14 protein-coding genes, 9 tRNA genes, 4 rRNA genes and 2 pseudogenes are annotated in these 20,478 nt (G+C 42.0%); 26 read left to right on the top strand and 3 right to left on the bottom strand.

The genetic code is table 11. The features are described from left to right. Positions 1-211: 211 nt before the first annotated feature. From NST76_RS21265 to NST76_RS21225, 9 genes and pseudogenes are all read left to right on the top strand, one after another. On the top strand, positions 212-1,057 hold the full coding sequence (locus NST76_RS21265) for an energy-coupling factor ABC transporter ATP-binding protein (protein ID WP_058845118.1): 846 nt from the start codon (positions 212-214) through the stop codon (positions 1,055-1,057). Next, complete coding sequence (locus NST76_RS21260; RefSeq protein ID WP_058845117.1) at positions 1,033-1,905, top strand: energy-coupling factor ABC transporter ATP-binding protein; 873 nt, start codon at positions 1,033-1,035, stop codon at positions 1,903-1,905. The genes NST76_RS21265 and NST76_RS21260 overlap by 25 nt, the downstream gene beginning before the upstream one ends. Next, complete coding sequence (locus NST76_RS21255; RefSeq protein WP_036129069.1) at positions 1,902-2,699, top strand: energy-coupling factor transporter transmembrane protein EcfT; 798 nt, start codon at positions 1,902-1,904, stop codon at positions 2,697-2,699. Before NST76_RS21260 ends, NST76_RS21255 begins: the two co-directional genes overlap by 4 nt. 14 nt (positions 2,700-2,713) lie before the next feature. Next, a complete protein-coding gene (truA, locus tag NST76_RS21250) occupies positions 2,714-3,454 on the top strand; it encodes a tRNA pseudouridine(38-40) synthase TruA (protein WP_342544441.1) in 741 nt (246 codons plus the stop codon). A 178-nt stretch (positions 3,455-3,632) separates the two neighbouring features. Continuing rightward, positions 3,633-4,070 (top strand): 50S ribosomal protein L13, encoded by a 438-nt coding sequence (gene rplM / locus NST76_RS21245; protein WP_004233742.1) that lies wholly within the window; start codon positions 3,633-3,635, stop codon positions 4,068-4,070. 25 nt (positions 4,071-4,095) lie between these two features. Continuing rightward, on the top strand, positions 4,096-4,488 hold the full coding sequence (gene rpsI / locus NST76_RS21240) for a 30S ribosomal protein S9 (protein ID WP_004233744.1): 393 nt from the start codon (positions 4,096-4,098) through the stop codon (positions 4,486-4,488). A 477-nt stretch (positions 4,489-4,965) separates the two neighbouring features. Continuing rightward, positions 4,966-5,850 (top strand): annotated as a pseudogene (locus tag NST76_RS21235) (DUF4822 domain-containing protein); the annotation flags it as partial. A 131-nt stretch (positions 5,851-5,981) separates the two neighbouring features. Beyond that, positions 5,982-6,695, top strand: coding sequence for an N-acetylmuramoyl-L-alanine amidase (locus tag NST76_RS21230; protein ID WP_342544440.1), 714 nt, complete (start codon positions 5,982-5,984; stop codon positions 6,693-6,695). 72 nt (positions 6,696-6,767) lie between these two features. Next, complete coding sequence (locus tag NST76_RS21225) at positions 6,768-7,823, top strand: P-loop NTPase (RefSeq protein WP_036129061.1); 1,056 nt, start codon at positions 6,768-6,770, stop codon at positions 7,821-7,823. A gap of 54 nt (positions 7,824-7,877) precedes the next feature. On the opposite strand, the gene gerD is transcribed toward NST76_RS21225, so the two are convergent. Then, positions 7,878-8,486: a spore germination lipoprotein GerD gene (gene gerD / locus NST76_RS21220; protein ID WP_036129059.1), complete on the bottom strand. Its 609-nt coding sequence runs from the start codon at positions 8,484-8,486 to the stop codon at positions 7,878-7,880. A 151-nt stretch (positions 8,487-8,637) separates the two neighbouring features. Here gerD and NST76_RS21215 point away from each other — a divergent pair, with 151 nt between their 5' ends. Then, positions 8,638-9,312, top strand: a complete 675-nt coding sequence (locus NST76_RS21215; protein ID WP_330493759.1) for a KinB-signaling pathway activation protein — start codon at positions 8,638-8,640, stop codon at positions 9,310-9,312. A 35-nt stretch (positions 9,313-9,347) separates the two neighbouring features. Here the strand turns inward: NST76_RS21215 and NST76_RS21210 are convergent, their stop codons facing one another. After that, a complete protein-coding gene (locus tag NST76_RS21210) occupies positions 9,348-10,004 on the bottom strand; it encodes a hypothetical protein (RefSeq protein ID WP_058845115.1) in 657 nt (218 codons plus the stop codon). A gap of 267 nt (positions 10,005-10,271) precedes the next feature. On the opposite strand from NST76_RS21210, the gene NST76_RS21205 reads away from it, so the two are divergent. From NST76_RS21205 to rrf (NST76_RS21195), 3 genes are all read left to right on the top strand, one after another. Continuing rightward, positions 10,272-11,818 (top strand): 16S ribosomal RNA (locus tag NST76_RS21205). A 181-nt stretch (positions 11,819-11,999) separates the two neighbouring features. Further along, a 23S ribosomal RNA gene (locus NST76_RS21200) occupies positions 12,000-14,924 on the top strand. A 190-nt stretch (positions 14,925-15,114) separates the two neighbouring features. Beyond that, positions 15,115-15,230, top strand: a 5S ribosomal RNA gene (rrf, locus tag NST76_RS21195). 126 nt (positions 15,231-15,356) lie between these two features. On the opposite strand, the pseudogene NST76_RS21190 reads toward rrf (NST76_RS21195), so the two are convergent. After that, positions 15,357-16,924: pseudogene (locus NST76_RS21190) on the bottom strand (AMP-binding protein). Positions 16,925-17,047: 123 nt separating this feature from the next. Between NST76_RS21190 and rrf (NST76_RS21185) the strand changes: the two are divergent. The 13 genes from rrf (NST76_RS21185) (at position 17,048) to NST76_RS21125 (ending at position 20,407) form a co-directional block, all read left to right on the top strand. Further along, positions 17,048-17,163 (top strand): 5S ribosomal RNA (rrf, locus tag NST76_RS21185). The 16S, 23S and 5S rRNA genes sit together here with 9 tRNA genes alongside, the layout of an rRNA operon. An 11-nt stretch (positions 17,164-17,174) precedes the next feature. Further along, a tRNA-Val gene (locus NST76_RS21180) sits at positions 17,175-17,250 on the top strand. Between the two features lie 26 nt (positions 17,251-17,276). Further along, positions 17,277-17,351, top strand: a tRNA-Met gene (locus NST76_RS21175). Between the two features lie 3 nt (positions 17,352-17,354). Beyond that, a tRNA-Asp gene (locus tag NST76_RS21170) sits at positions 17,355-17,430 on the top strand. 10 nt (positions 17,431-17,440) lie between these two features. Next, positions 17,441-17,516: transfer RNA gene (locus NST76_RS21165), tRNA-Thr, on the top strand. A 7-nt stretch (positions 17,517-17,523) separates the two neighbouring features. Further along, positions 17,524-17,607 (top strand) — tRNA-Tyr (locus tag NST76_RS21160). Positions 17,608-17,611: 4 nt separating this feature from the next. Further along, positions 17,612-17,685 (top strand) — tRNA-Trp (locus NST76_RS21155). A 47-nt stretch (positions 17,686-17,732) separates the two neighbouring features. Next, positions 17,733-17,808 (top strand) — tRNA-His (locus NST76_RS21150). A 9-nt stretch (positions 17,809-17,817) separates the two neighbouring features. After that, positions 17,818-17,892 (top strand) — tRNA-Gln (locus NST76_RS21145). A 14-nt stretch (positions 17,893-17,906) separates the two neighbouring features. Next, positions 17,907-17,979, top strand: a tRNA-Lys gene (locus NST76_RS21140). 185 nt (positions 17,980-18,164) lie between these two features. Further along, on the top strand, positions 18,165-19,070 hold the full coding sequence (rocF, locus tag NST76_RS21135; RefSeq protein ID WP_058845283.1) for an arginase: 906 nt from the start codon (positions 18,165-18,167) through the stop codon (positions 19,068-19,070). Positions 19,071-19,203: 133 nt separating this feature from the next. Then, a complete protein-coding gene (sigW, locus tag NST76_RS21130) occupies positions 19,204-19,767 on the top strand; it encodes an RNA polymerase sigma factor SigW (protein WP_004225410.1) in 564 nt (187 codons plus the stop codon). 13 nt (positions 19,768-19,780) lie between these two features. Next, positions 19,781-20,407, top strand: coding sequence for an anti-sigma factor (locus NST76_RS21125; protein WP_058845282.1), 627 nt, complete (start codon positions 19,781-19,783; stop codon positions 20,405-20,407). The last annotated feature ends 71 nt before the right edge of the window (positions 20,408-20,478 follow it).

Below are 20,478 nucleotides of genomic sequence, written 5' to 3'. Positions count from 1 at the left end.
AGGTGCGCGCTTTTTTATTATGTGGGATAGCGCCAATTTGTGGTGCTTTTTTTAATATATGGGTTTTCTTTAGACGCTCAAAAGTGCACCATCAAATTGAGTTGTTATAGTAGTATTTTTCTTTTATCGACATACGGATTGTAGTAGAATTCATACATAAAAAAGTGTAAGTTAGTTAGTAGAGCTGAGCATGTAGAGAGGAGTTCTAGAAATGCCTGAAATTTTATCTTTAAATAATGTGACTTTTTCATATACACCAGAAATTCAAGACAGTCGTAATGCTGTAGAAAATGTTAGTTTCGCTGTTGAAGAAGGCGAATGGATTGCCATAGTTGGACATAATGGTTCAGGTAAATCCACTATTGCCAAGCTGATGAACGGCTTGTTATTCCCTCAGCAGGGGGATGTGCGAATTTTACGAGAACCCTTAAGTGAAGAAAACCTTTGGGAATCTCGCTCCTTAATGGGTATGGTTTTTCAAAACCCTGATAATCAGTTTGTAGGTGCCACTGTACAGGATGATGTTGCATTTGCCTTAGAAAACAATGGTGTGCCTTTTGAAGAAATGGTGAAACGTGTACACGCGGCACTAGAGCAAGTAAAAATGGACACGTTTTTAGATCATGAGCCACATCACTTATCTGGAGGACAGAAACAACGCGTTGCCATTGCTGGTGCACTTGCACTAAAGCCAAAGCTTCTCATTTTAGATGAGGCTACATCGATGTTGGATCCTCAGGGCCGTGCAGAGGTGTTACAAACTGTCCAAACATTACGTGCAGAAACGGGATTAACAGTAATATCCATAACACATGATTTAGAAGAAGCCATGTTAGCAGATCGAGTTCTTTTTATGAATGATGGCAAGAAGTTTGCAGAAGGTACACCTGCTGAAATCTTTGCACTTGGGGACAAGCTAGTTGAGTTTGGACTAGATTTACCATTTGCCTTGAAGTTATCAAAGCTATTGCAAAAGGAAGGTGTTCCATTAATGGGACAACATATGACAGAAGAAGAGTTGGTGAATGATTTATGGACATCAAACTTCAACAAATAAGCTATGCCTATGCACAGGGGACACCTTTTGAAAAACGGGCATTATTCGATGTAGACTTTGACATTCCATCCCATACTTATCAGGCAATTATAGGTCATACGGGTTCTGGGAAATCAACCATACTTCAGCATTTTAATGCACTTCTAAGACCTACTTCAGGAGAAGTACATATAGGGGATCGCCTGATTGTAGCTGGGAAAAAAGCAAAGGATTTAAAAGCTGTAAGACAAAAGGTCGGTATTGTCTTTCAATTCCCTGAGCATCAACTATTTGAAGAAACAGTGTTAAAGGATATTATGTTTGGGCCAATGAACTTTGGTGTATCAGAGAAGGAGGCTGAAGCGCGTGCAAGAGAACTTGTCAGCTTAGTTGGGTTACCGAACAACGTGCTTGAGAAGTCTCCGTTTGATTTATCAGGTGGTCAAATGCGCCGAGTGGCAATTGCGGGTGTTTTGGCGATGGATCCAGAGGTAATTGTGTTGGATGAACCAACAGCTGGACTTGATCCACGAGGTCAAAAAGAGATCATGGATATGTTTTATCAACTCCATCAAGATCGTCGTCTTACAACGATTCTTGTCACACATAGTATGGAGGATGCGGCTCGATATGCAGATAATATTGTAATCATGCATGAAGGAAAAAATGTCTTAAGTGGACCACCACAAACTATTTTTAAAGATGGTGAAACATTAAAGAGTTTCCGCTTAGAGCCACCACGTATTGTCCGCTTTCAGCAGAAGATTGAGCACATGATGGGTCGGTCCTTGTCAAAGGTTTGCTTGACGGAAGAGGAACTCGCTGCTGAAATTGCTCAAACGCTTAGAGAGGAGCGTGCAGAGCCATGATGGAAAAAATGATCTTTGGACGCTTCCTACCAGGTGACTCACCTGTGCATAAACTAGATCCACGATCAAAACTAATCTTTGTTTTTGCCTTTATTATTATTGTGTTTTTGGCCAACAATACAGTGACATATGCTATGCTGCTAGCATTTACGCTCTTGATTGTATTAGTATCACGTATTCGTCTGTATTTTTTAATTAATGGTCTCAAACCGGTTCTCTTTTTAATGGCTTTCACATTTCTTCTTCATATATTTATGACGAAGGAAGGCGTCCCTGTTTTCGAGTCAAAGTTTATCACGATATACGATGAAGGAATTAGGCGAGGAATATTTATTTCGGTACGTTTTCTAGTATTAGTATTTATGACATCTATCTTAACGTTAACGACATCACCGATCTCCATTACAGATGGTATTGAGGTTCTTTTAAATCCATTAAAAGCAATAAAAGTACCAGTTCATGAATTGGCTTTGATGATGTCCATTTCCTTACGTTTCATACCAACTTTAATGGATGAGACAGATAAGATTATGAAGGCACAAATGGCCCGAGGCTCAGATTTATCCTCTGGACCAATAAAAGATCGTATAAAGGCAGTAGTGCCATTGTTAGTACCACTTTTTGTCAGTGCATTTAAAAGAGCTGAGGATCTAGCAACTGCGATGGAAGTAAGAGGCTATCGTGGTGGTGAAGGTCGTACAAGGTACCGTAGGCTAAAATGGGATATGGGTGACACATTTGCACTTGTGTTACTAGTAGCAATAGGCGTATTGCTATTCTTTTATAGAAGTTAAAAGGAGTAGGCTTGATGCGACGATTAAAAGTAATTATAAGCTATGATGGAACGCTTTTTTCTGGCTATCAAGTACAGCCTGGAGAGCGCACAGTACAGGCTGAGCTTGAGCGTGTACTGTCCATTATGCATAAAGGAGAAAAGATTAAGGTAACTGCAAGTGGACGTACAGATGCAAGAGTTCATGCTACAGGACAAACATTGCATTTCGATACACCTCTTGCCATTCCAGTTGACAAGTATAGCAAGGCTTTGAATGTGCAACTACCAAGAGATATTCGCGTACAATCGGTAGAGGAAGTGGCACATGACTTTCATGCACGCTATAGTGTGACAGGGAAGCGCTATCGCTATATTTGGTCTTGTGAGCCTATCCAAAGCCCATTTCGCAGATATTACACAGTCGAGACAAGTGGCGTCAAACCTAATGTAGAGGCGATGCAAGAGGCAGCTAAGGCTATCGTTGGTACACATGACTTTTCATGCTTTTGTGCAGCGAATACAAGTGTGAAGGATAAAGTACGTACTGTCACGACACTGCAATTTGAATGGCATGGAGAAGAACTTCATATGGTGATTGAAGGCAATGGTTTCTTATATAATATGGTGCGTATTATTGCAGGTACACTTTGGGAGGTTGGCTTAGGTCGCCGCACGATTGATAATGTGGCACTTGTAGTCGCCTCTGAAGATCGCGATAAAGCAGGAAAAACCGCGCCACCACAAGGGTTATACTTAGAAAAAGTGTTCTATTAGTGACGTTTTAGAATTCTGAACAACTTTACCAGGCGTTTAATGAAATTGCTTGACTTTAAAAGTCATTCATTATATGATAACAGATGGTATTTTCATTACCACCACAAATAAGCCCCGAAACTTATAGTGTAGTCTAATGAAAAATAACGGTAATCGAATCGATTAGGAGGATATATACATGCGTACAACATTCATGGCTAAAGGTCACGAAGTAGACCGTAAATGGTTAGTAGTTGATGCAGAAGGCCAAACTCTTGGACGTTTAGCTTCTGAAGTAGCTGCAATCTTACGTGGTAAACATAAACCAACATTCACACCAAACGTTGACACAGGTGATCACGTAATCATCATCAACGCTGACAAAATCCATTTAACTGGTAACAAATTAGAGGGTAAACTTTACCGTCACCATACTCAATTTGCAGGTGGTTTAAAAACGCGTACTGCTGGTGAAATGCTAGATAAGTACCCAACAAGAATGATCGAATTAGCAGTTAAAGGAATGCTTCCTAAAAACTCTTTAGGTCGCAAAATGTTCACTAAACTTAACGTTTATACTGGAACAGAGCATCCACATGCTGCACAAAAACCAGAAGCATACGAGCTTCGCGGATAATATAAATTAAGAGGAGGATATTACTTTGGCACAAGTTCAATACATCGGCACTGGTCGCCGTAAAAGCTCTGTAGCTCGCGTACGTTTAGTACCAGGTACAGGTAAAATTGTTATCAATAAACGTGAAATCGAAGAATACGTACCATTCGCTGCATTACGCGAAGTAATTAAACAACCATTAGTAGCTACTGAAACTACAGGAAGCTATGATATCCACGTAAACGTTAACGGTGGTGGATACACTGGTCAAGCTGGTGCTGTTCGTCACGGTATCGCTCGTGCTCTACTTCAAGTAGACCCAGATTTCCGTGCTGCATTAAAATCAGCTGGATTACTTACTCGTGATTCACGCATGAAAGAACGTAAAAAACCAGGTCTACGCGGCGCTCGTCGTGCACCTCAGTTCTCAAAACGTTAATATCAGCGTTCTATATCAAGACTCTTTCTACTTTTGTGGAAAGAGTCTTTTTTGTTATTTAGTCATTAGACTAAAGGTTGCTTACTCTTATTTCTTATAAAGCGGATGATTGCAAATTCTAGATGCGATGTAACACTGCCAATGACTAGTGTGAACCAGTATGTAGCTGTCCCTTTTTACATAATCATTACTATTTCCGCACAGATTTAAGATATATTAAAAATATTTTCGCATAAGTTTATGTTTTTTTAAGAAATTATTTAGAGGGAGTTTAACATTCCACTTTAATATAGTTCTTGAAGGTACTACAAACCATGCATTTTCTTGAAATTTGTCATTATGGGTTTGGCGTAACTCAAAAATAGAATGTAACAATGGAGGTAAGTAGGTATGAAAAAATTATTGATAGTATCGGTTGCGGCAATGGCACTACTTGCAGCATGTCAAGATAAGGAGCCTGAGAAAGGCAACAATGCGAATAGTGAGGAAATAAAAACAGAAAGTGCTGCTACAACGAAGGACCAAGCAAAGGAGCAATTAACGAAGGGTGAAGAAATGGCCAATATATTAAGTAGTACGAATTGGCAAGGCACAAAAGTATATGATAAAGACAACAATGATTTAACTGCGGAGAATTCTAACTTTATTGGCTTAGCAAAATATGATGCTGAGGCAGGTCATTATGAATTCTTTGACGCTGCTACTGGTGAAAGCCGTGATGATAAAGGGACGTTCTTTATCACAAATGATGGAACACAAAGAATTTTAATTTCTGAATCCAAGAATTATCAAGCTATTGTAAAAATTACAGAGCTAAACGATAGTATCTTTACTTATAAAAGAATGGGCAAAGATGCTGCTGGCAATGAGGTAGAAGTGTTCGTTGAGCATATTCCATATAAAGAAAATGAACTGGCATTTACCGATTCAAATAAAACGCTGAATGCTTCAACAGGTAATATTGTTACAGACGTTGACGGAGATAAGATTTTAGCTGACACATTATGGCACGGAACTGTTGTATTAGATGAAGCAGGTAATGATTTAACAGAGTTTAATTCAAATTTTATCAGCATTGCAAAATATGACGCAAATACAAATAAATATGAGTTCTTCAACCCTGAAACAGGTGAGAGCCGTGGCGACTATGGTTATTTTAATGTCATTCATGGCAATAAAATAAGAGCTCATGTTTCAATTGGTGATAATAAGTATGGCGTTGCTCTTGAAATTACTGAAATCAATGATAAGAAATTTACGTATAAACGTACAGGTAAAGACAAAGACGGTAATGATATAACTGTATTTGTTGAGCATGAACCTTATGAAGGTGAATTAAATCCTGTATTTACAATGCAATAAAATGATACTTCCTCCTTTATTATAGAAGAAAATCAAAACTCTTAAGTTTATTACTTAGGAGTTTTTTTTACTTTCTGGCATAGTTCATCTACTAATTTCGTACACTAAATGTAAAAGGGTGGTGGATATGGGTGAAGCGCTGGCTTGCACTAGGAGTAATTATGCTTATGAGTATAGTGGTCGTGGCATATGAAACAAATGCTTCGGACCGTAACTTCTTCTTACCAGACCCACTTGGTGGCATCAAAATTGTCATTGATGCAGGGCATGGTGGTGAGGACGGAGGAGCTTCAAAGGGCGAAGTAATTGAAAAGGAAATTACACTTGCAATTGCTCAGCATGTGGAGAAGAAATTAAAGAAAAAAGGCGCAACAGTCGTAATGACGCGAACAAAAAATGGGGATGTGATTGATGAGCATGCGCCGTCGGAAAAGTATGGAACTTTAAGAGAGCGGAAAAAGCAGGATATTTTCTTAAGAAAGGATATCGTTGAAAAAGAAAAGCCTGATGTATTTATTACAATTCATGCAAATGCTATACCCGAAACAAAATGGCGTGGTGCACAGGTGTTTTATCATAAGGAAGGACATGCCGATAGCGAAATTCTTGCCAAGAGTATTCAACAATCCATTCGCACTAATCTAAAAAATACAGACCGAGAAGCTTTGTCTATTAAGCAAATTTATTTACTGAAGAAAGTAGAAGTCCCTGCAGCATTAGTAGAGACTGGTTTTATCAGTAATGATGAAGAACGAGCATTATTAATCGATAAGAACTACCAGGAAAAAATGGCAGATGCCATAGTTGAAGGTATAGAAGAGTATTTATTAGCTAAGATTGAGTAGAGCAACATCTACAACGTAAACCATATCAGTATGATATACTAACATTGAGACAATATAAGGGGAGTGTTCGTCGTGATTACTGAACAACAAGTACGAGAAATACTAGGACAACTACAAGATCCATTTTTACATAAATCGCTTGCAGAAACAGATGGTATTACAAACGTAGCAATAAAAGAAGAAAAAAATCATGTTAGTGTAAAAATTGCGATCGCTAAATTAAATACACCTGAACAGCTACAGCTACAAATGAAGGTTGTTGAGGTGTTGAAAGAAGCGGGTGCAAATACGGTTGGCATTCGTTTTGAAGAACTATCAACAGAAAAATTACAAAGCTTCCGTGGCACTGCAACAGAGTCAGAAGCACAAGATATTTTATCTCCACTAAGCACAGTACAAGTGATTTCAATTGCTTCTGGTAAAGGGGGAGTAGGTAAATCTACAGTATCAGTTAACTTAGCTGTTGCTTTAGCTCGTCTAGGAAAGAAGGTCGGATTAATCGACGCCGATATTTATGGCTTTAGTGTGCCCGATATGATGGGTGTGACGGATATGCCTAAAGTAGTTGACAATCGTATTTTCCCCGTAGATCGCTTGGGTGTAAAAATGATTTCAATGGGCTTCTTTGTGGAAAACAACGCACCGATTGTATGGCGTGGTCCAATGCTAGGTAAAGTATTAGATCAGTTTTTCCGTGATGTTGAATGGGGAGAGCTAGACTATCTACTATTAGATTTACCTCCAGGCACAGGTGACGTAGCATTAGATATCCATCAAATGCTACCATCATCAAAAGAAATTGTTGTCACAACACCGCATCCGACAGCAGCATTTGTTGCAGCTCGTGCAGGAGCAATGGCTCTTCAAACAGACCATGAAATTTTAGGTGTTATCGAAAATATGGCTTGGTTTGAATCTAAATCAGGTGATCGAGAATTTGTCTTTGGACAAGGAGGCGGACCTAAGCTAGCTGATGAATTACGTACAGAGCTGCTTGGGCAGATCCCGCTTGGTCAACCCGATTGGACAGAAGAAGATTTTGCTCCGTCTGTTTATGCTGAGAAACATACGACAGGACAAATTTATTTAGACATCGCGACGAAAATCATTGATAAATTAAGTAAATAAATAAAAAACGGATTTCCACCTTTTATGGGGAAATCCGTTTTTAAATTGCTATGGTTACTCAGTACTTTTTTGCTCCTTATCCGATCCGCCATCACTTTCACCACTAGCTTCTTTCTTATCGCCACTTCCTGATGAACCCGTTTCGCCACTCTTTTTAATAAGTTCCTGCCATTTAGATTGCATTAAAGGGCTTTCGATCGTTTCCTTTACCACTTGCTCCATTTGCTTGCGCATATTGGATGATTTTAGGATGGTCTCTAGTTGCTTTTGCATATCGGGTTGCCCAAAAAAGGCCTCCATATCCTTTTGGAAAGTCGGATCTTTTATTAAGTCCTTCATAATATCCTGTTGCTGTTTTTGCATGCTTTTTGCAACAGTTTCTTTAAATTTTGGATCTTCAAAGGTTTTCTTCCAAAAGTCTTCTGCTTCCTTGGAAAGTAATGTTTCCTCAGTAGCCTTTTTCACTTCATCATGCTCTAAAATCAAAAGCTCACGGAAACTTGGCTCCTCCAAAAGCTGTCGCAATGCCTTTTTACCATCCTCTGTTTGCAAAGAGTCAATCATGATTTTTTTTATTTCATCATAGGACATGGTAGAGGTTTTATCTTGTGAACAGGCAGAAAGAAAAAGCATTAGAATCAATAATAAGGTGAATTTTCGCATCGACAATCAGTCCTTTCTCTAGATAGACTCTTTCAATTATTGTTCACATTTCTCGGGACTTTATGTATTGGTTAGGATGAGAAATAGCTTTTTTAACAAGGCATTGATAAAATAAGGACAGATATATTGAGAAATTGGGGGACTTTTAGTTGTGACGATACGAAATTGGGCAAAGTTTTTCTTCTTTGCAATGCTCGTTGGTGGTGCAGTCAACGGAGTTTTTAGTTTATTTATTCGCTGGGAATTTTTCCAACCATACATAGCAAATGGTCAATGGGGCGAATTTTTCGCTGGACTTTTATGGATGGTTTTCTTAGGGTTTACCATGAGTGTTATAGCACAAGCTGGTTTTTTTGCTTATTTAACACTTCATCAAGTAGGTGTTAATATTTTTAGAACACTGACATTATGGAATTGGGTACAGCTATTATTAATTGCCATAACGATTTTCGATATTATATTCTTCCGCTTTATTCCTGGTGTGAAGGATGGACAAAGCTGGTTGTTCTACGTTGGATTATTAATTGTTCTAATATTTGGTGCAATAGCAACAGCTGTTCAAAAAGTAAAATTAACGGGGAAAAAGCATGTAATGATTTCGGCTCTATTCTTTATGATTGTCATTACAACGCTGGAATGGACAATTGCATTAATGGGTCGTGATGAAAATATTAATGAATATGTTGCGCTTTTATTATTCCCATTATTGGCTGTTAATGCGTATCAACTATTAGTATTGCCTAAATATAATGCAAAATCCGATGAAGATCGTCAAAAATTAGAAGAACGCCGCAAAGCTCGTCGTGAACAGGCTAAAAATGCATAAGAAAAAATTGCCTCACTTTAGTGAAGGCAATTTTTTTATGGGGCTTTTTTAGTTTGAACTTTATAACCAAATATATTTTCTTCAATTGACATAAACTTATGTTGTTGTATTAGAGCGTTAAGTTCTTTAAAGGATATTTGATTATTTTGATGGAGTGGGAAAAATACAAAATCACCTTTTTGTAATTTAGGTGTTTTCTCACCCTGCCAAATAAGAGAAGGCGACAGTAAATTCATTTGTTGTTGGAATAAAGATTTCTGTAGATCCTGCGAATATTGATGATTTCGGGTAGCAAACCATAAAGGTTTTTCCTTTAAATACTTTTCATAGATATCAATATCTTTTTGAATGAGCGCAATGTCAACGGGTTCTTCTATTGAATCATCTGGACCAAGTAGTCCTGTAGGCAATTTTCGTTGTTGTATAATTTTTAAATGTTCGGGTGAACGTTTAATCCAGTCGGTATCTAAAAGTAGAAGAGGATAAGGCTCTTTCACCGTTTGAAGCCATTCTAATAGAGAGTCATCAGAGAAAGAAATCTCTACTATAAGAGATGTGCCATAATGTCCTTTCGTGACCACTACTGGTGCATTCGCAATATTAAATACAGAAATCATCGTTGAGTTTATAGGCTTTAGAAAAGCAAAAAGGATTACGATTAAAAGCAGTGAAATCAACGTTTTGCGGACCATAATAATAACCTCATTTCTAAGATTTTAAATAAAAAATGAATCTCTTTAAAAAAACTTATGATTTAGTGTTGACTTTCATGAATAATCGATGTTATTATGTATAAGTCGCCAAGAGGTGACAGTGAAACAAAAAACATGAACCTTGAAAACTGAACAAGCAAAACGTAATCAACAAAGTTTTTAGTAACTAACCTTGGTTAGTGAACAAAACAAAATTTTGGACATCAAAATGATGCCAGCAAAACAAATTGAGCTATTCAAATTTCTTTTATGGAGAGTTTGATCCTGGCTCAGGACGAACGCTGGCGGCGTGCCTAATACATGCAAGTCGAGCGAACAGAGAAGGAGCTTGCTCCTTTGACGTTAGCGGCGGACGGAGTGAGTAACACGTGGGCAACCTACCTTATAGTTTGGGATAACTCCGGAAACCTAGGGCTAATACCGAATAATCTGTTTCACCTCATGGTGAAACACTAAAAGACGGTTTCGGCTGTCGCTATAGGATGGGCCCGCGGCGCATTAGCTAGTTGGTGAGGTAACGGCTCACCAAGGCGACGATGCGTAGCCGACCTGAGAGGGTGATCGGCCACACTGGGACTGAGACACGGCCCAGACTCCTACGGGAGGCAGCAGTAGGGAATCTTCCACAATGGGCGAAAGCCTGATGGAGCAACGCCGCGTGAGTGAAGAAGGATTTCGGTTCGTAAAACTCTGTTGTAAGGGAAGAACAAGTACAGTAGTAACTGGCTGTACCTTGACGGTACCTTATTAGAAAGCCACGGCTAACTACGTGCCAGCAGCCGCGGTAATACGTAGGTGGCAAGCGTTGTCGAATTATTGGGCGTAAAGCGCGCGCAGGTGGTTTCTTAAGTCTGATGTGAAAGCCCACGGCTCAACCGTGGAGGGTCATTGGAAACTGGGAGACTTGAGTGCAGAAGAGGATAGTGGAATTCCAAGTGTAGCGGTGAAATGCGTAGAGATTTGGAGGAACACCAGTGGCGAAGGCGACTATCTGGTCTGTAACTGACACTGAGGCGCGAAAGCGTGGGGAGCAAACAGGATTAGATACCCTGGTAGTCCACGCCGTAAACGATGAGTGCTAAGTGTTAGGGGTTTCCGCCCCTTAGTGCTGCAGCTAACGCATTAAGCACTCCGCCTGGGGAGTACGGTCGCAAGACTGAAACTCAAAGGAATTGACGGGGCCCGCACAAGCGGTGGAGCATGTGGTTTAATTCGAAGCAACGCGAAGAACCTTACCAGGTCTTGACATCCCGTTGACCACTGTAGAGATATAGTTTCCCCTTCGGGGGCAACGGTGACAGGTGGTGCATGGTTGTCGTCAGCTCGTGTCGTGAGATGTTGGGTTAAGTCCCGCAACGAGCGCAACCCTTGATCTTAGTTGCCATCATTTAGTTGGGCACTCTAAGGTGACTGTAAGTGACAAAACCGGAGGAAGGTGGGGATGACGTCAAATCATCATGCCCCTTATGACCTGGGCTACACACGTGCTACAATGGACGATACAAACGGTTGCCAACTCGCGAGAGGGAGCTAATCCGATAAAGTCGTTCTCAGTTCGGATTGTAGGCTGCAACTCGCCTACATGGTAAGAATCGCTAGTAATCGCGGATCAGCATGCCGCGGTGAATACGTTCACGGGCCTTGTACACACCGCCCGTCACACCACGAGAGTTTGTAACACCCGAAGTCGGTGAGGTAACCTTTGGAGCCAGCCGCCGAAGGTGGGATAGATGATTGGGGTGAAGTCGTAACAAGGTAGCCGTATCGGAAGGTGCGGCTGGATCACCTCCTTTCTAAGGATTATTTCGGAATACAAACCTAGGGTTTGTAAGATTACGTTTTGCGTTCAGTTTTGAAGGTTCATTCTTTCTTGAATGAAAAGCTTCAAAACTTGTTCTTTGAAAACTGGATAAAACGACATTGAAATTGTAACAAACACATTTATTTTTAAGTTTTTTATAGGCTTAATAACTTGGTTAAGTTATTAAGGGCGCACGGCGAATGCCTTGGCACTAGGAGCCGAAGAAGGACGGCACTAACACCGATATGCTTCGGGGAGCTGTAAGTGAGCTTTGATCCGGAGATTTCCGAATGGGGGAACCCACTACGTTTAATCGCGTAGTATCTTGACGTGAATACATAGCGTCTTGAAGGCAGACCCAGGGAACTGAAACATCTAAGTACCTGGAGGAAGAGAAAGAAAAATCGATTCCCTGAGTAGCGGCGAGCGAAACGGGAAGAGCCCAAACCAAGAGGCTTGCCTCTTGGGGTTGTAGGACACTCAATACGGAGTTACAAAGAGCGAGTTAGATGAAGCGACTTGGAAAGGTCCGCCAGAGCAGGTAAAAGCCCTGTAGTCGAAAGTTCGTTCTCTCCTGAGTGGATCCTGAGTACGGCGGAACACGTGAAATTCCGTCGGAATCGGGAGGACCATCTCCCAAGGCTAAATACTACCTAGTGACCGATAGTGAACCAGTACCGTGAGGGAAAGGTGAAAAGCACCTGGAAGGGGAGTGAAAGAGATCCTGAAACCGTGTGCCTACAAGTAGTTAGAGCCCGTTAATGGGTGATAGCGTGCCTTTTGTAGAATGAACCTAGGCGAGTTACGATTACGTGCGAGGTTAAGCTTTAGAAGGCGGAGCCGCAGCGAAAGCGAGTCTGAATAGGGCGAAATAGTACGTGGTCGTAGACCCGAAACCAGGTGATCTACCCATGTCCAGGGTGAAGGTAAGGTAACACTTACTGGAGGCCCGAACCCACGCACGTTGAAAAGTGCGGGGATGAGGTGTGGGTAGCGGAGAAATTCCAATCGAACTTGGAGATAGCTGGTTCTCTCCGAAATAGCTTTAGGGCTAGCCTCGTGATGAGAATACTGGAGGTAGAGCACTGTTTGGACTAGGGGGCCATCTGGTTTACCGAATTCAGACAAACTCCGAATGCCAGATATTTATACACGGGAGTCAGACTGCGAGTGATAAGATCCGTAGTCAAAAGGGAAACAGCCCAGACCACCAGCTAAGGTCCCAAAGTAATCGTTAAGTGGAAAAGGATGTGGCGTTGCACAGACAACCAGGATGTTGGCTTAGAAGCAGCCATCATTTAAAGAGTGCGTAATAGCTCACTGGTCGAGTGACGCTGCGCCGAAAATGTATCGGGGCTAAACGATTCACCGAAGCTGTGGATTGACATCTACGATGTCAGTGGTAGGAGAGCGTTCTAAGTGCGTTGAAGTCAGACCGAAGGACTGGTGGAGCGCTTAGAAGTGAGAATGCCGGTATGAGTAGCGAAAGACGGGTGAGAATCCCGTCCACCGTATGACTAAGGTTTCCTGAGGAAGGCTCGTCCGCTCAGGGTTAGTCGGGACCTAAGCCGAGGCCGATAGGCGTAGGCGATGGACAACAGGTTGATATTCCTGTACCACCTCCTCACCGTTTGAGAAATGGGGGGACGCAGTAGGATAGGGTAAGCGCGCTGTTGGTTATGCGCGTCCAAGCAGTAAGGCGTGTGTGTAGGCAAATCCGCACACTGTAACGTTGAGCTGTGATGGCGAGTCCATATGGACGAAGTTCCTGATTTCACACTGCCAAGAAAAGCCTCTATCGAGGTGAGAGGTGCCCGTACCGCAAACCGACACAGGTAGTCGAGGAGAGAATCCTAAGGTGTGCGAGAGAACTCTCGTTAAGGAACTCGGCAAAATGACCCCGTAACTTCGGGAGAAGGGGTGCTCTTGAGCGTGCAAGCGCATGAGAGCCGCAGTGAATAGGCCCAGGCGACTGTTTAGCAAAAACACAGGTCTCTGCAAAACCGTAAGGTGACGTATAGGGGCTGACGCCTGCCCGGTGCTGGAAGGTTAAGAGGAGTGGTTAGCGCAAGCGAAGCTGCGAATTGAAGCCCCAGTAAACGGCGGCCGTAACTATAACGGTCCTAAGGTAGCGAAATTCCTTGTCGGGTAAGTTCCGACCCGCACGAAAGGCGTAACGATCTGGGCACTGTCTCAACGAGAGACTCGGTGAAATTATAGTACCTGTGAAGATGCAGGTTACCCGCGACAGGACGGAAAGACCCCGTGGAGCTTTACTGTAGCCTGATATTGAATTTTGGTACAACTTGTACAGGATAGGTAGGAGCCAGAGATCTCGGAGCGCCAGCTTCGAAGGAGGCGTCGGTGGGATACTACCCTGGTTGTATTGAAATTCTAACCCATGCCCCTTAGCGGGGCAGGAGACAGTGTCAGGCGGACAGTTTGACTGGGGCGGTCGCCTCCTAAAAGGTAACGGAGGCGCCCAAAGGTTCCCTCAGAATGGTTGGAAATCATTCGTAGAGTGTAAAGGCACAAGGGAGCTTGACTGCGAGACCTACAAGTCGAGCAGGGTCGAAAGACGGGCTTAGTGATCCGGTGGTTCCGCATGGAAGGGCCATCGCTCAACGGATAAAAGCTACCCTGTGGATAACAGGCTTATCTCCCCCAAGAGTCCACATCGACGGGGAGGTTTGGCACCTCGATGTCGGCTCATCGCATCCTGGGGCTGTAGTCGGTCCCAAGGGTTGGGCTGTTCGCCCATTAAAGCGGTACGCGAGCTGGGTTCAGAACGTCGTGAGACAGTTCGGTCCCTATCCGTCGTGGGCGTAGGAAATTTGAGAGGAGCTGTCCTTAGTACGAGAGGACTTGGGATGGACACACCGCTGGTGTACCAGTTGTCTTGCCAAAGGCATCGCTGGGTAGCTATGTGTGGACGGGATAAGTGCTGAAAGCATCTAAGCATGAAGCCCCCTCAAGATGAGATTTCCCATTACGCAAGTAAGTAAGATCCCTCAAAGACGATGAGGTAGATAGGTTCGAGGTGGAAGTGTGGTGACACATGGAGCTGACGAATACTAATCGATCGAGGACTTAACCAAAACGTTTGAAACATTCAATGAACCGTTTATCCAGTTTTGAAAGAACAAAACTTTCAATAAAAAAAGAGCTTCAAGACACAAGTAGAACAAGGAAGCAAACGAGTGATTGAAGGAGCGTACTTCTGTACGTGACTGATTGAACGAGAGCAGCTGACGCAGTAATACGCCGTGTATTGAAGGTCGACCATAGTCTAGTGATGATGGCAAAGAGGTCACACCCGTTCCCATACCGAACACGGAAGTTAAGCTCTTTAGCGCCGATGGTAGTTGGGGGCTTCCCCCTGTGAGAGTAGGACGTCGCTAGGCGCAAAAAGTCGCTGCTGATACACTCAGTAGTGGCTTTTTTACTTAAGCTAACTAATAAATTGAGATGATTTATAAAAATATAAAAAAGAAGGCATGCCTTAAGTGGAATGCCTTCTTTTTTGATATTTAATGTGTTTGAACAGTGGCAGCTCGTAGTTCAATGCGGCGAATTTTTCGGATGTTGTTTTTGGTAACTCATCAATAAAAACAATACTACGAGGGTATTTATACGGTGCTGTTAACGCCTTTACATGCTCTTGTAACTCCTTTGTTAACTCGACTTCATCTCGCTCTTTGAAGCTCTCTCGTAAGATAACAAAGGCCTTCACAATATGGCCTCTAATTTCATCTGGTGCAGCAACAACTGCACATTCTTGTACAGCTTCATGTTTGTTTAATGCATCTTCAACTTCGAATGGACCAATCGTATAACCAGAAGATATAATAATGTCATCTCCACGACCTTCAAACCAGAAATACCCATCTTCATCACATTTAGCTTGATCGCCAGTAATATACCAATCACCGCGAAATGCAGCTTGCGTTCGTTCTGGCTCTTTGTAATACTCCTTAAATAGAGCTGGTGAGGATTTGTGGATGGCAATATCGCCAACCTCTCCTACAGGTGCTTCATTTCCTTCATTGTCGATAATACGTACAATATTACCTGGAGTTGGAACACCCATGGATCCAGGGCGTAATTCAGTGTTTTCGAGTGTACCAATTAATAATGTATTCTCTGTCTGTCCATAGCCATCACGTACTTTTAGCCTGAAACGATTCATAAATGTTTCAATGACTGGGCGATTTAACGGTTCACCAGCAGAGACTGCACTACGGAGGGATGAAAGATTATAGTCTTGCAAATTATCAATTTTCGCCATAATACGATATTCAGTTGGTGTGCAGCAAAGGACATTTATTTTTTCATCTTGTATGAGCTGAAGGTACGTTTTTGCATCGAATCCACCATGATAAACAAATGCAGTAGCACCGAGCATGATTGTAGATAAGAAAGGGCTCCAAATCCATTTTTGCCAGCCAGGAGCTGCTGTAGCCCATACTAAGTCGCCTTCACGTACGCAGAGCCATTTTGAAGCAGCTGTTCGAATATGCGCATATCCCCAGCCATGTGAATGTACTACACCTTTAGGTTTCCCAGTTGTCCCAGATGTATAGGAAAGGAACGCCATGTCATCACGTTTAGTAGCTACTGCTGTAAATGTAGTTGGCTGTGTGCTTGCCAGTACATCTAAAGAAGCCCAATCGCCTTTTGCAGTACCAATAACTAATTTGTTCTTTAATGTGTCTACAGTAGAAGAAATTTGGTCAACCTCACCTGTAAATGCTTCATAGGCAATAACTGCACTAGCAGAAGAGTGCTCCATGCGATATTCTAAGTCACTTGCACGTAGCATTTCTGAACATGAAATAGGCACGATGCCAGCCTTTAAACAGCCAAGAAAAACAAAATAGGCTTCTGGTAGGCGAGGAATAATAACTAGAACGCGATCTCCCTTTCGAAGTCCTGTCTCTGTAAAAGCATTTGCGTATTGATTCATTTTTTGGACAAGCTCTACATAGGAAACTGTTCGTCTCTCTTGTTGCGTATTTAACCAGCGTATTGCTTGGCGATCACTATCTTGTGAAAACTTTTCTAATTCCTCTGTGATATTATAAAATTCAGGTGCAATTAAATCATTTGTTACCTATGGAGCTGACGAATACTAATCGATCGAGGACTTAACCAAAACGTTTGAAACATTCAATGAACCGTTTATCCAGTTTTGAAAGAACAACTCTTTCAACTGAATAAGTGAAGTGATGATGGCAAAGAGGCCACACCCGTTCCCATACCGAACACGGAAGTTAAGCTCTTTAGCGCCGATGGTAGTTGGGGGCTTCCCCCTGTGAGAGTAGGACATCGCTTCGCTTATTTTTCGTGGAGGATTAGCTCAGCTGGGAGAGCATCTGCCTTACAAGCAGAGGGTCGGCGGTTCGAGCCCGTCATCCTCCACCATTATTTTTAAAACAGTATAGTATTATCGCGGGGTGGAGCAGTGGTAGCTCGTCGGGCTCATAACCCGAAGGTCGTTGGTTCAAATCCAGCCCCCGCAACCAAATGGTCCCGTGGTGTAGCGGTTAACATGCCTGCCTGTCACGCAGGAGATCGCCGGTTCGATCCCGGTCGGGACCGCCATTTTTTTTTTGCCGGTGTAGCTCAGTTGGTAGAGCAACTGACTTGTAATCAGTAGGTCGTGGGTTCGACTCCTATCGCCGGCACCATTCCCTTGGAGGGGTAGCGAAGTGGCTAAACGCGGCGGACTGTAAATCCGCTCCTTAGGGTTCGGCGGTTCGAATCCGTCCCCCTCCACCATTTTAGGGGCATAGTTCAACGGTAGAATAGAGGTCTCCAAAACCTTTGGTGTGGGTTCGATTCCTACTGCCCCTGCCAGGTATTGAGGTACTCGTTCATATACAGCTGTTATAATTTATATAGTGGCGATTGTGGCGAAGTGGTTAACGCATCGGATTGTGGTTCCGACATTCGTGGGTTCGATTCCCATCAGTCGCCCCATTTTCAAATTGGGGTATAGCCAAGCGGTAAGGCAACGGATTTTGATTCCGTCATGCCTAGGTTCGAATCCTAGTACCCCAGCCATTTTTCTTTTTTACGAGCCATTAGCTCAGTTGGTAGAGCATCTGACTTTTAATCAGAGGGTCGAAGGTTCGAGTCCTTCATGGCTCACTTTTTTAGAATAAAGTATATTCAAAAGTGTTATAATAACTATAGATAACTAATCTCTTACTGAAAACAGTAGGAGATTTTTTTATGTTATCAAAAATTGAATAAATATGCACTTTTTTGTCTAGTTGAGCCAAGTGGTATCTAGGCTTTACAATAATATTATAACTTTTAGGGGGTATAAAAACATGAATAAACTTAATATTTCTATTATTGGAGTACCAACAGATTATGGACAAACACGTCGTGGTGTAGATATGGGGCCAAGCGCGATTCGCTATGCAGGCGTTGTGGAACGTTTGGAGGCTATTGGACATGAAGTACAAGACCAAGGGGATATTCGTGTCAGTCAAAAACTTGCAGACGCACCTGTCGATGAGAAATTACTGAATTTAGAGGAAGTTGTAGATGTTAGCACGGCTTTAGCTAATAGCGTGCATGAAGTAGTAGAACAAAATAAGTTCCCACTTGTATTTGGTGGAGACCATAGTATTGCTATTGGCACACTAGCTGGATTAGGTGAGCATTATAAAAATCTTGGCGTTATTTGGTATGATGCTCATGCAGATTTAAATACACCTGAAACAACACCATCTGGCAACATCCATGGGATGCCATTAGCAGTTAGTATTGGACTAGGTCATGAGCGCTTAGTGCAAATTCGGAATTATGCACCGAAAATTAAACCAGAGAACGTTATTATTATCGGAGCTCGTTCAGTAGATCCTGGTGAGCGTGAGTTAATTCGTCAACAAGGGATTAAAGTATATACAATGCACGAGATTGATCGACTTGGTATGACGCGTGTCATGGAAGATGCACTTGCTTACTTGAAAGAACGTAATGTTGATGGATTACATCTATCACTTGATTTAGATGGCTTAGATCCGCTTTACACGCCAGGAGTTGGTACACCCGTTCCTGGAGGAATTACGTATCGAGAAAGTCATTTAGCAATGGAAATGTTACAAGAATCAGGGATGCTAACATCAGCAGAGTTTGTAGAAGTAAACCCAATTTTAGATGAGAAGAATACAACAGCAAATGTGGCTGTTGCATTAATGGGATCTTTATTCGGAGAGACACTAGTTTAAAGAAAATTTGACAAAAAATTGCCTGTTGCCACATTGCATAAAAATCTTTTGTTATAATTGAATTAAAACGAAACTTTTCTTATCGATGGGTCGTATAGTATAAGACAGTTGTAAAGGTGGAGAAGTCAACACAATGGATGCGTTAGTAAACAAGAGAATAAAACAAGTGCTTAAAGGCGATCAAAACGCATTTGCCGATATTGTGAGTCTCTATCAGCACAAACTGTACCAAGTATGCTATCGAATGTTAGGCAACAAACAAGAGTCTGAAGACATTGCTCAAGAAGCTTTTGTGCGTGCTTATATGAATTTGCATACTTTTGATCAGAAAAGAAAGTTTTCGACGTGGCTTTATCGCATAGCGACAAACCTCTGCATTGACCGTATTCGCAAAAAGAAACCGGATTATTATTTAGATGCAGAAGTAGCTGGTACAGAAGGGCTTGATATGTATTCGCAAATCGCAGCAGACGACCAGCTACCAGAGGAGCAGTTAGAGCAAATGGAGCTGCAAGATCGCATTCAATATGAAATTGGACGATTGCCGGATAAATACCGTTCGGTTATAGTATTGAAATATATAGAAGAGTTATCGTTACAAGAGATTAGCGAGATTTTAGATATGCCGCTTGGAACGGTGAAAACGAGGATTCACCGCGGACGTGAGGCATTACGTAAGCAATTAAACAATCTGTAGGAGGGGGAGCGTCATGAATACTTGTCCAGAGCATATTATAGACTATATGCATGATTATTTAGACGGTGACATTAGTCGTGAGCATGAGCAAGAGTTGAAACAACACTTGCATACATGTAATGATTGTAAACAGTTGATGCAAGAATTGAGTGAAACAATCGCCTTTGTGAAGAGTGCTTCCCATATTACAGCGCCTCCGGATTTTGAAGCAGCAGTGATGGCTCGTTTACCAAAACCAAAAAGTCGAGTAGGTATACAAAAATGGATACGCCGGCATCCGTTCTTTGTGGCAGCAGCAGTATTTTGCTTATTCATGAGTGCTACATTGATGGGTAGCTTTATGGATGACCAGCATTTTTCAGTGACCAAACAACCGAACTTAGTTGTTGATGGTCAAACGGTGATTGTACCTGAAGGAGAAGTAGTGAAGGGCGATATTGTTGTTAAAAATGGTGATTTGGTTGTTGAAGGTGAAGTTGATGGCAATGTCACAGTAATTAACGGGCAATATATGGCGTCTTCAGCGGTAGTTTCAGGCAAAATTGAGGAAATTGACGAAGTATTTGAATGGTTATGGTATACGATTAAAAATTCTGTAAAAACGGCCATGACATTTGAGGAAAAAGATGAAACTAAATAACACTCTATACGTCCTAAAAAATAGTGCACGTGAGAGGCTGAAAGGTCTACTCTTATGAGTAGACTTTTTAT

It is taken from the genome of Lysinibacillus sp. FSL W7-1291 (genome assembly GCF_038593415.1).
Taxonomy (GTDB): Bacteria; Bacillota; Bacilli; order Bacillales_A; family Planococcaceae; genus Lysinibacillus; species Lysinibacillus fusiformis_D.
Note: the sequence above shows the minus strand (reverse complement) of the source record. Positions and strands in the feature narration are given on the sequence as shown.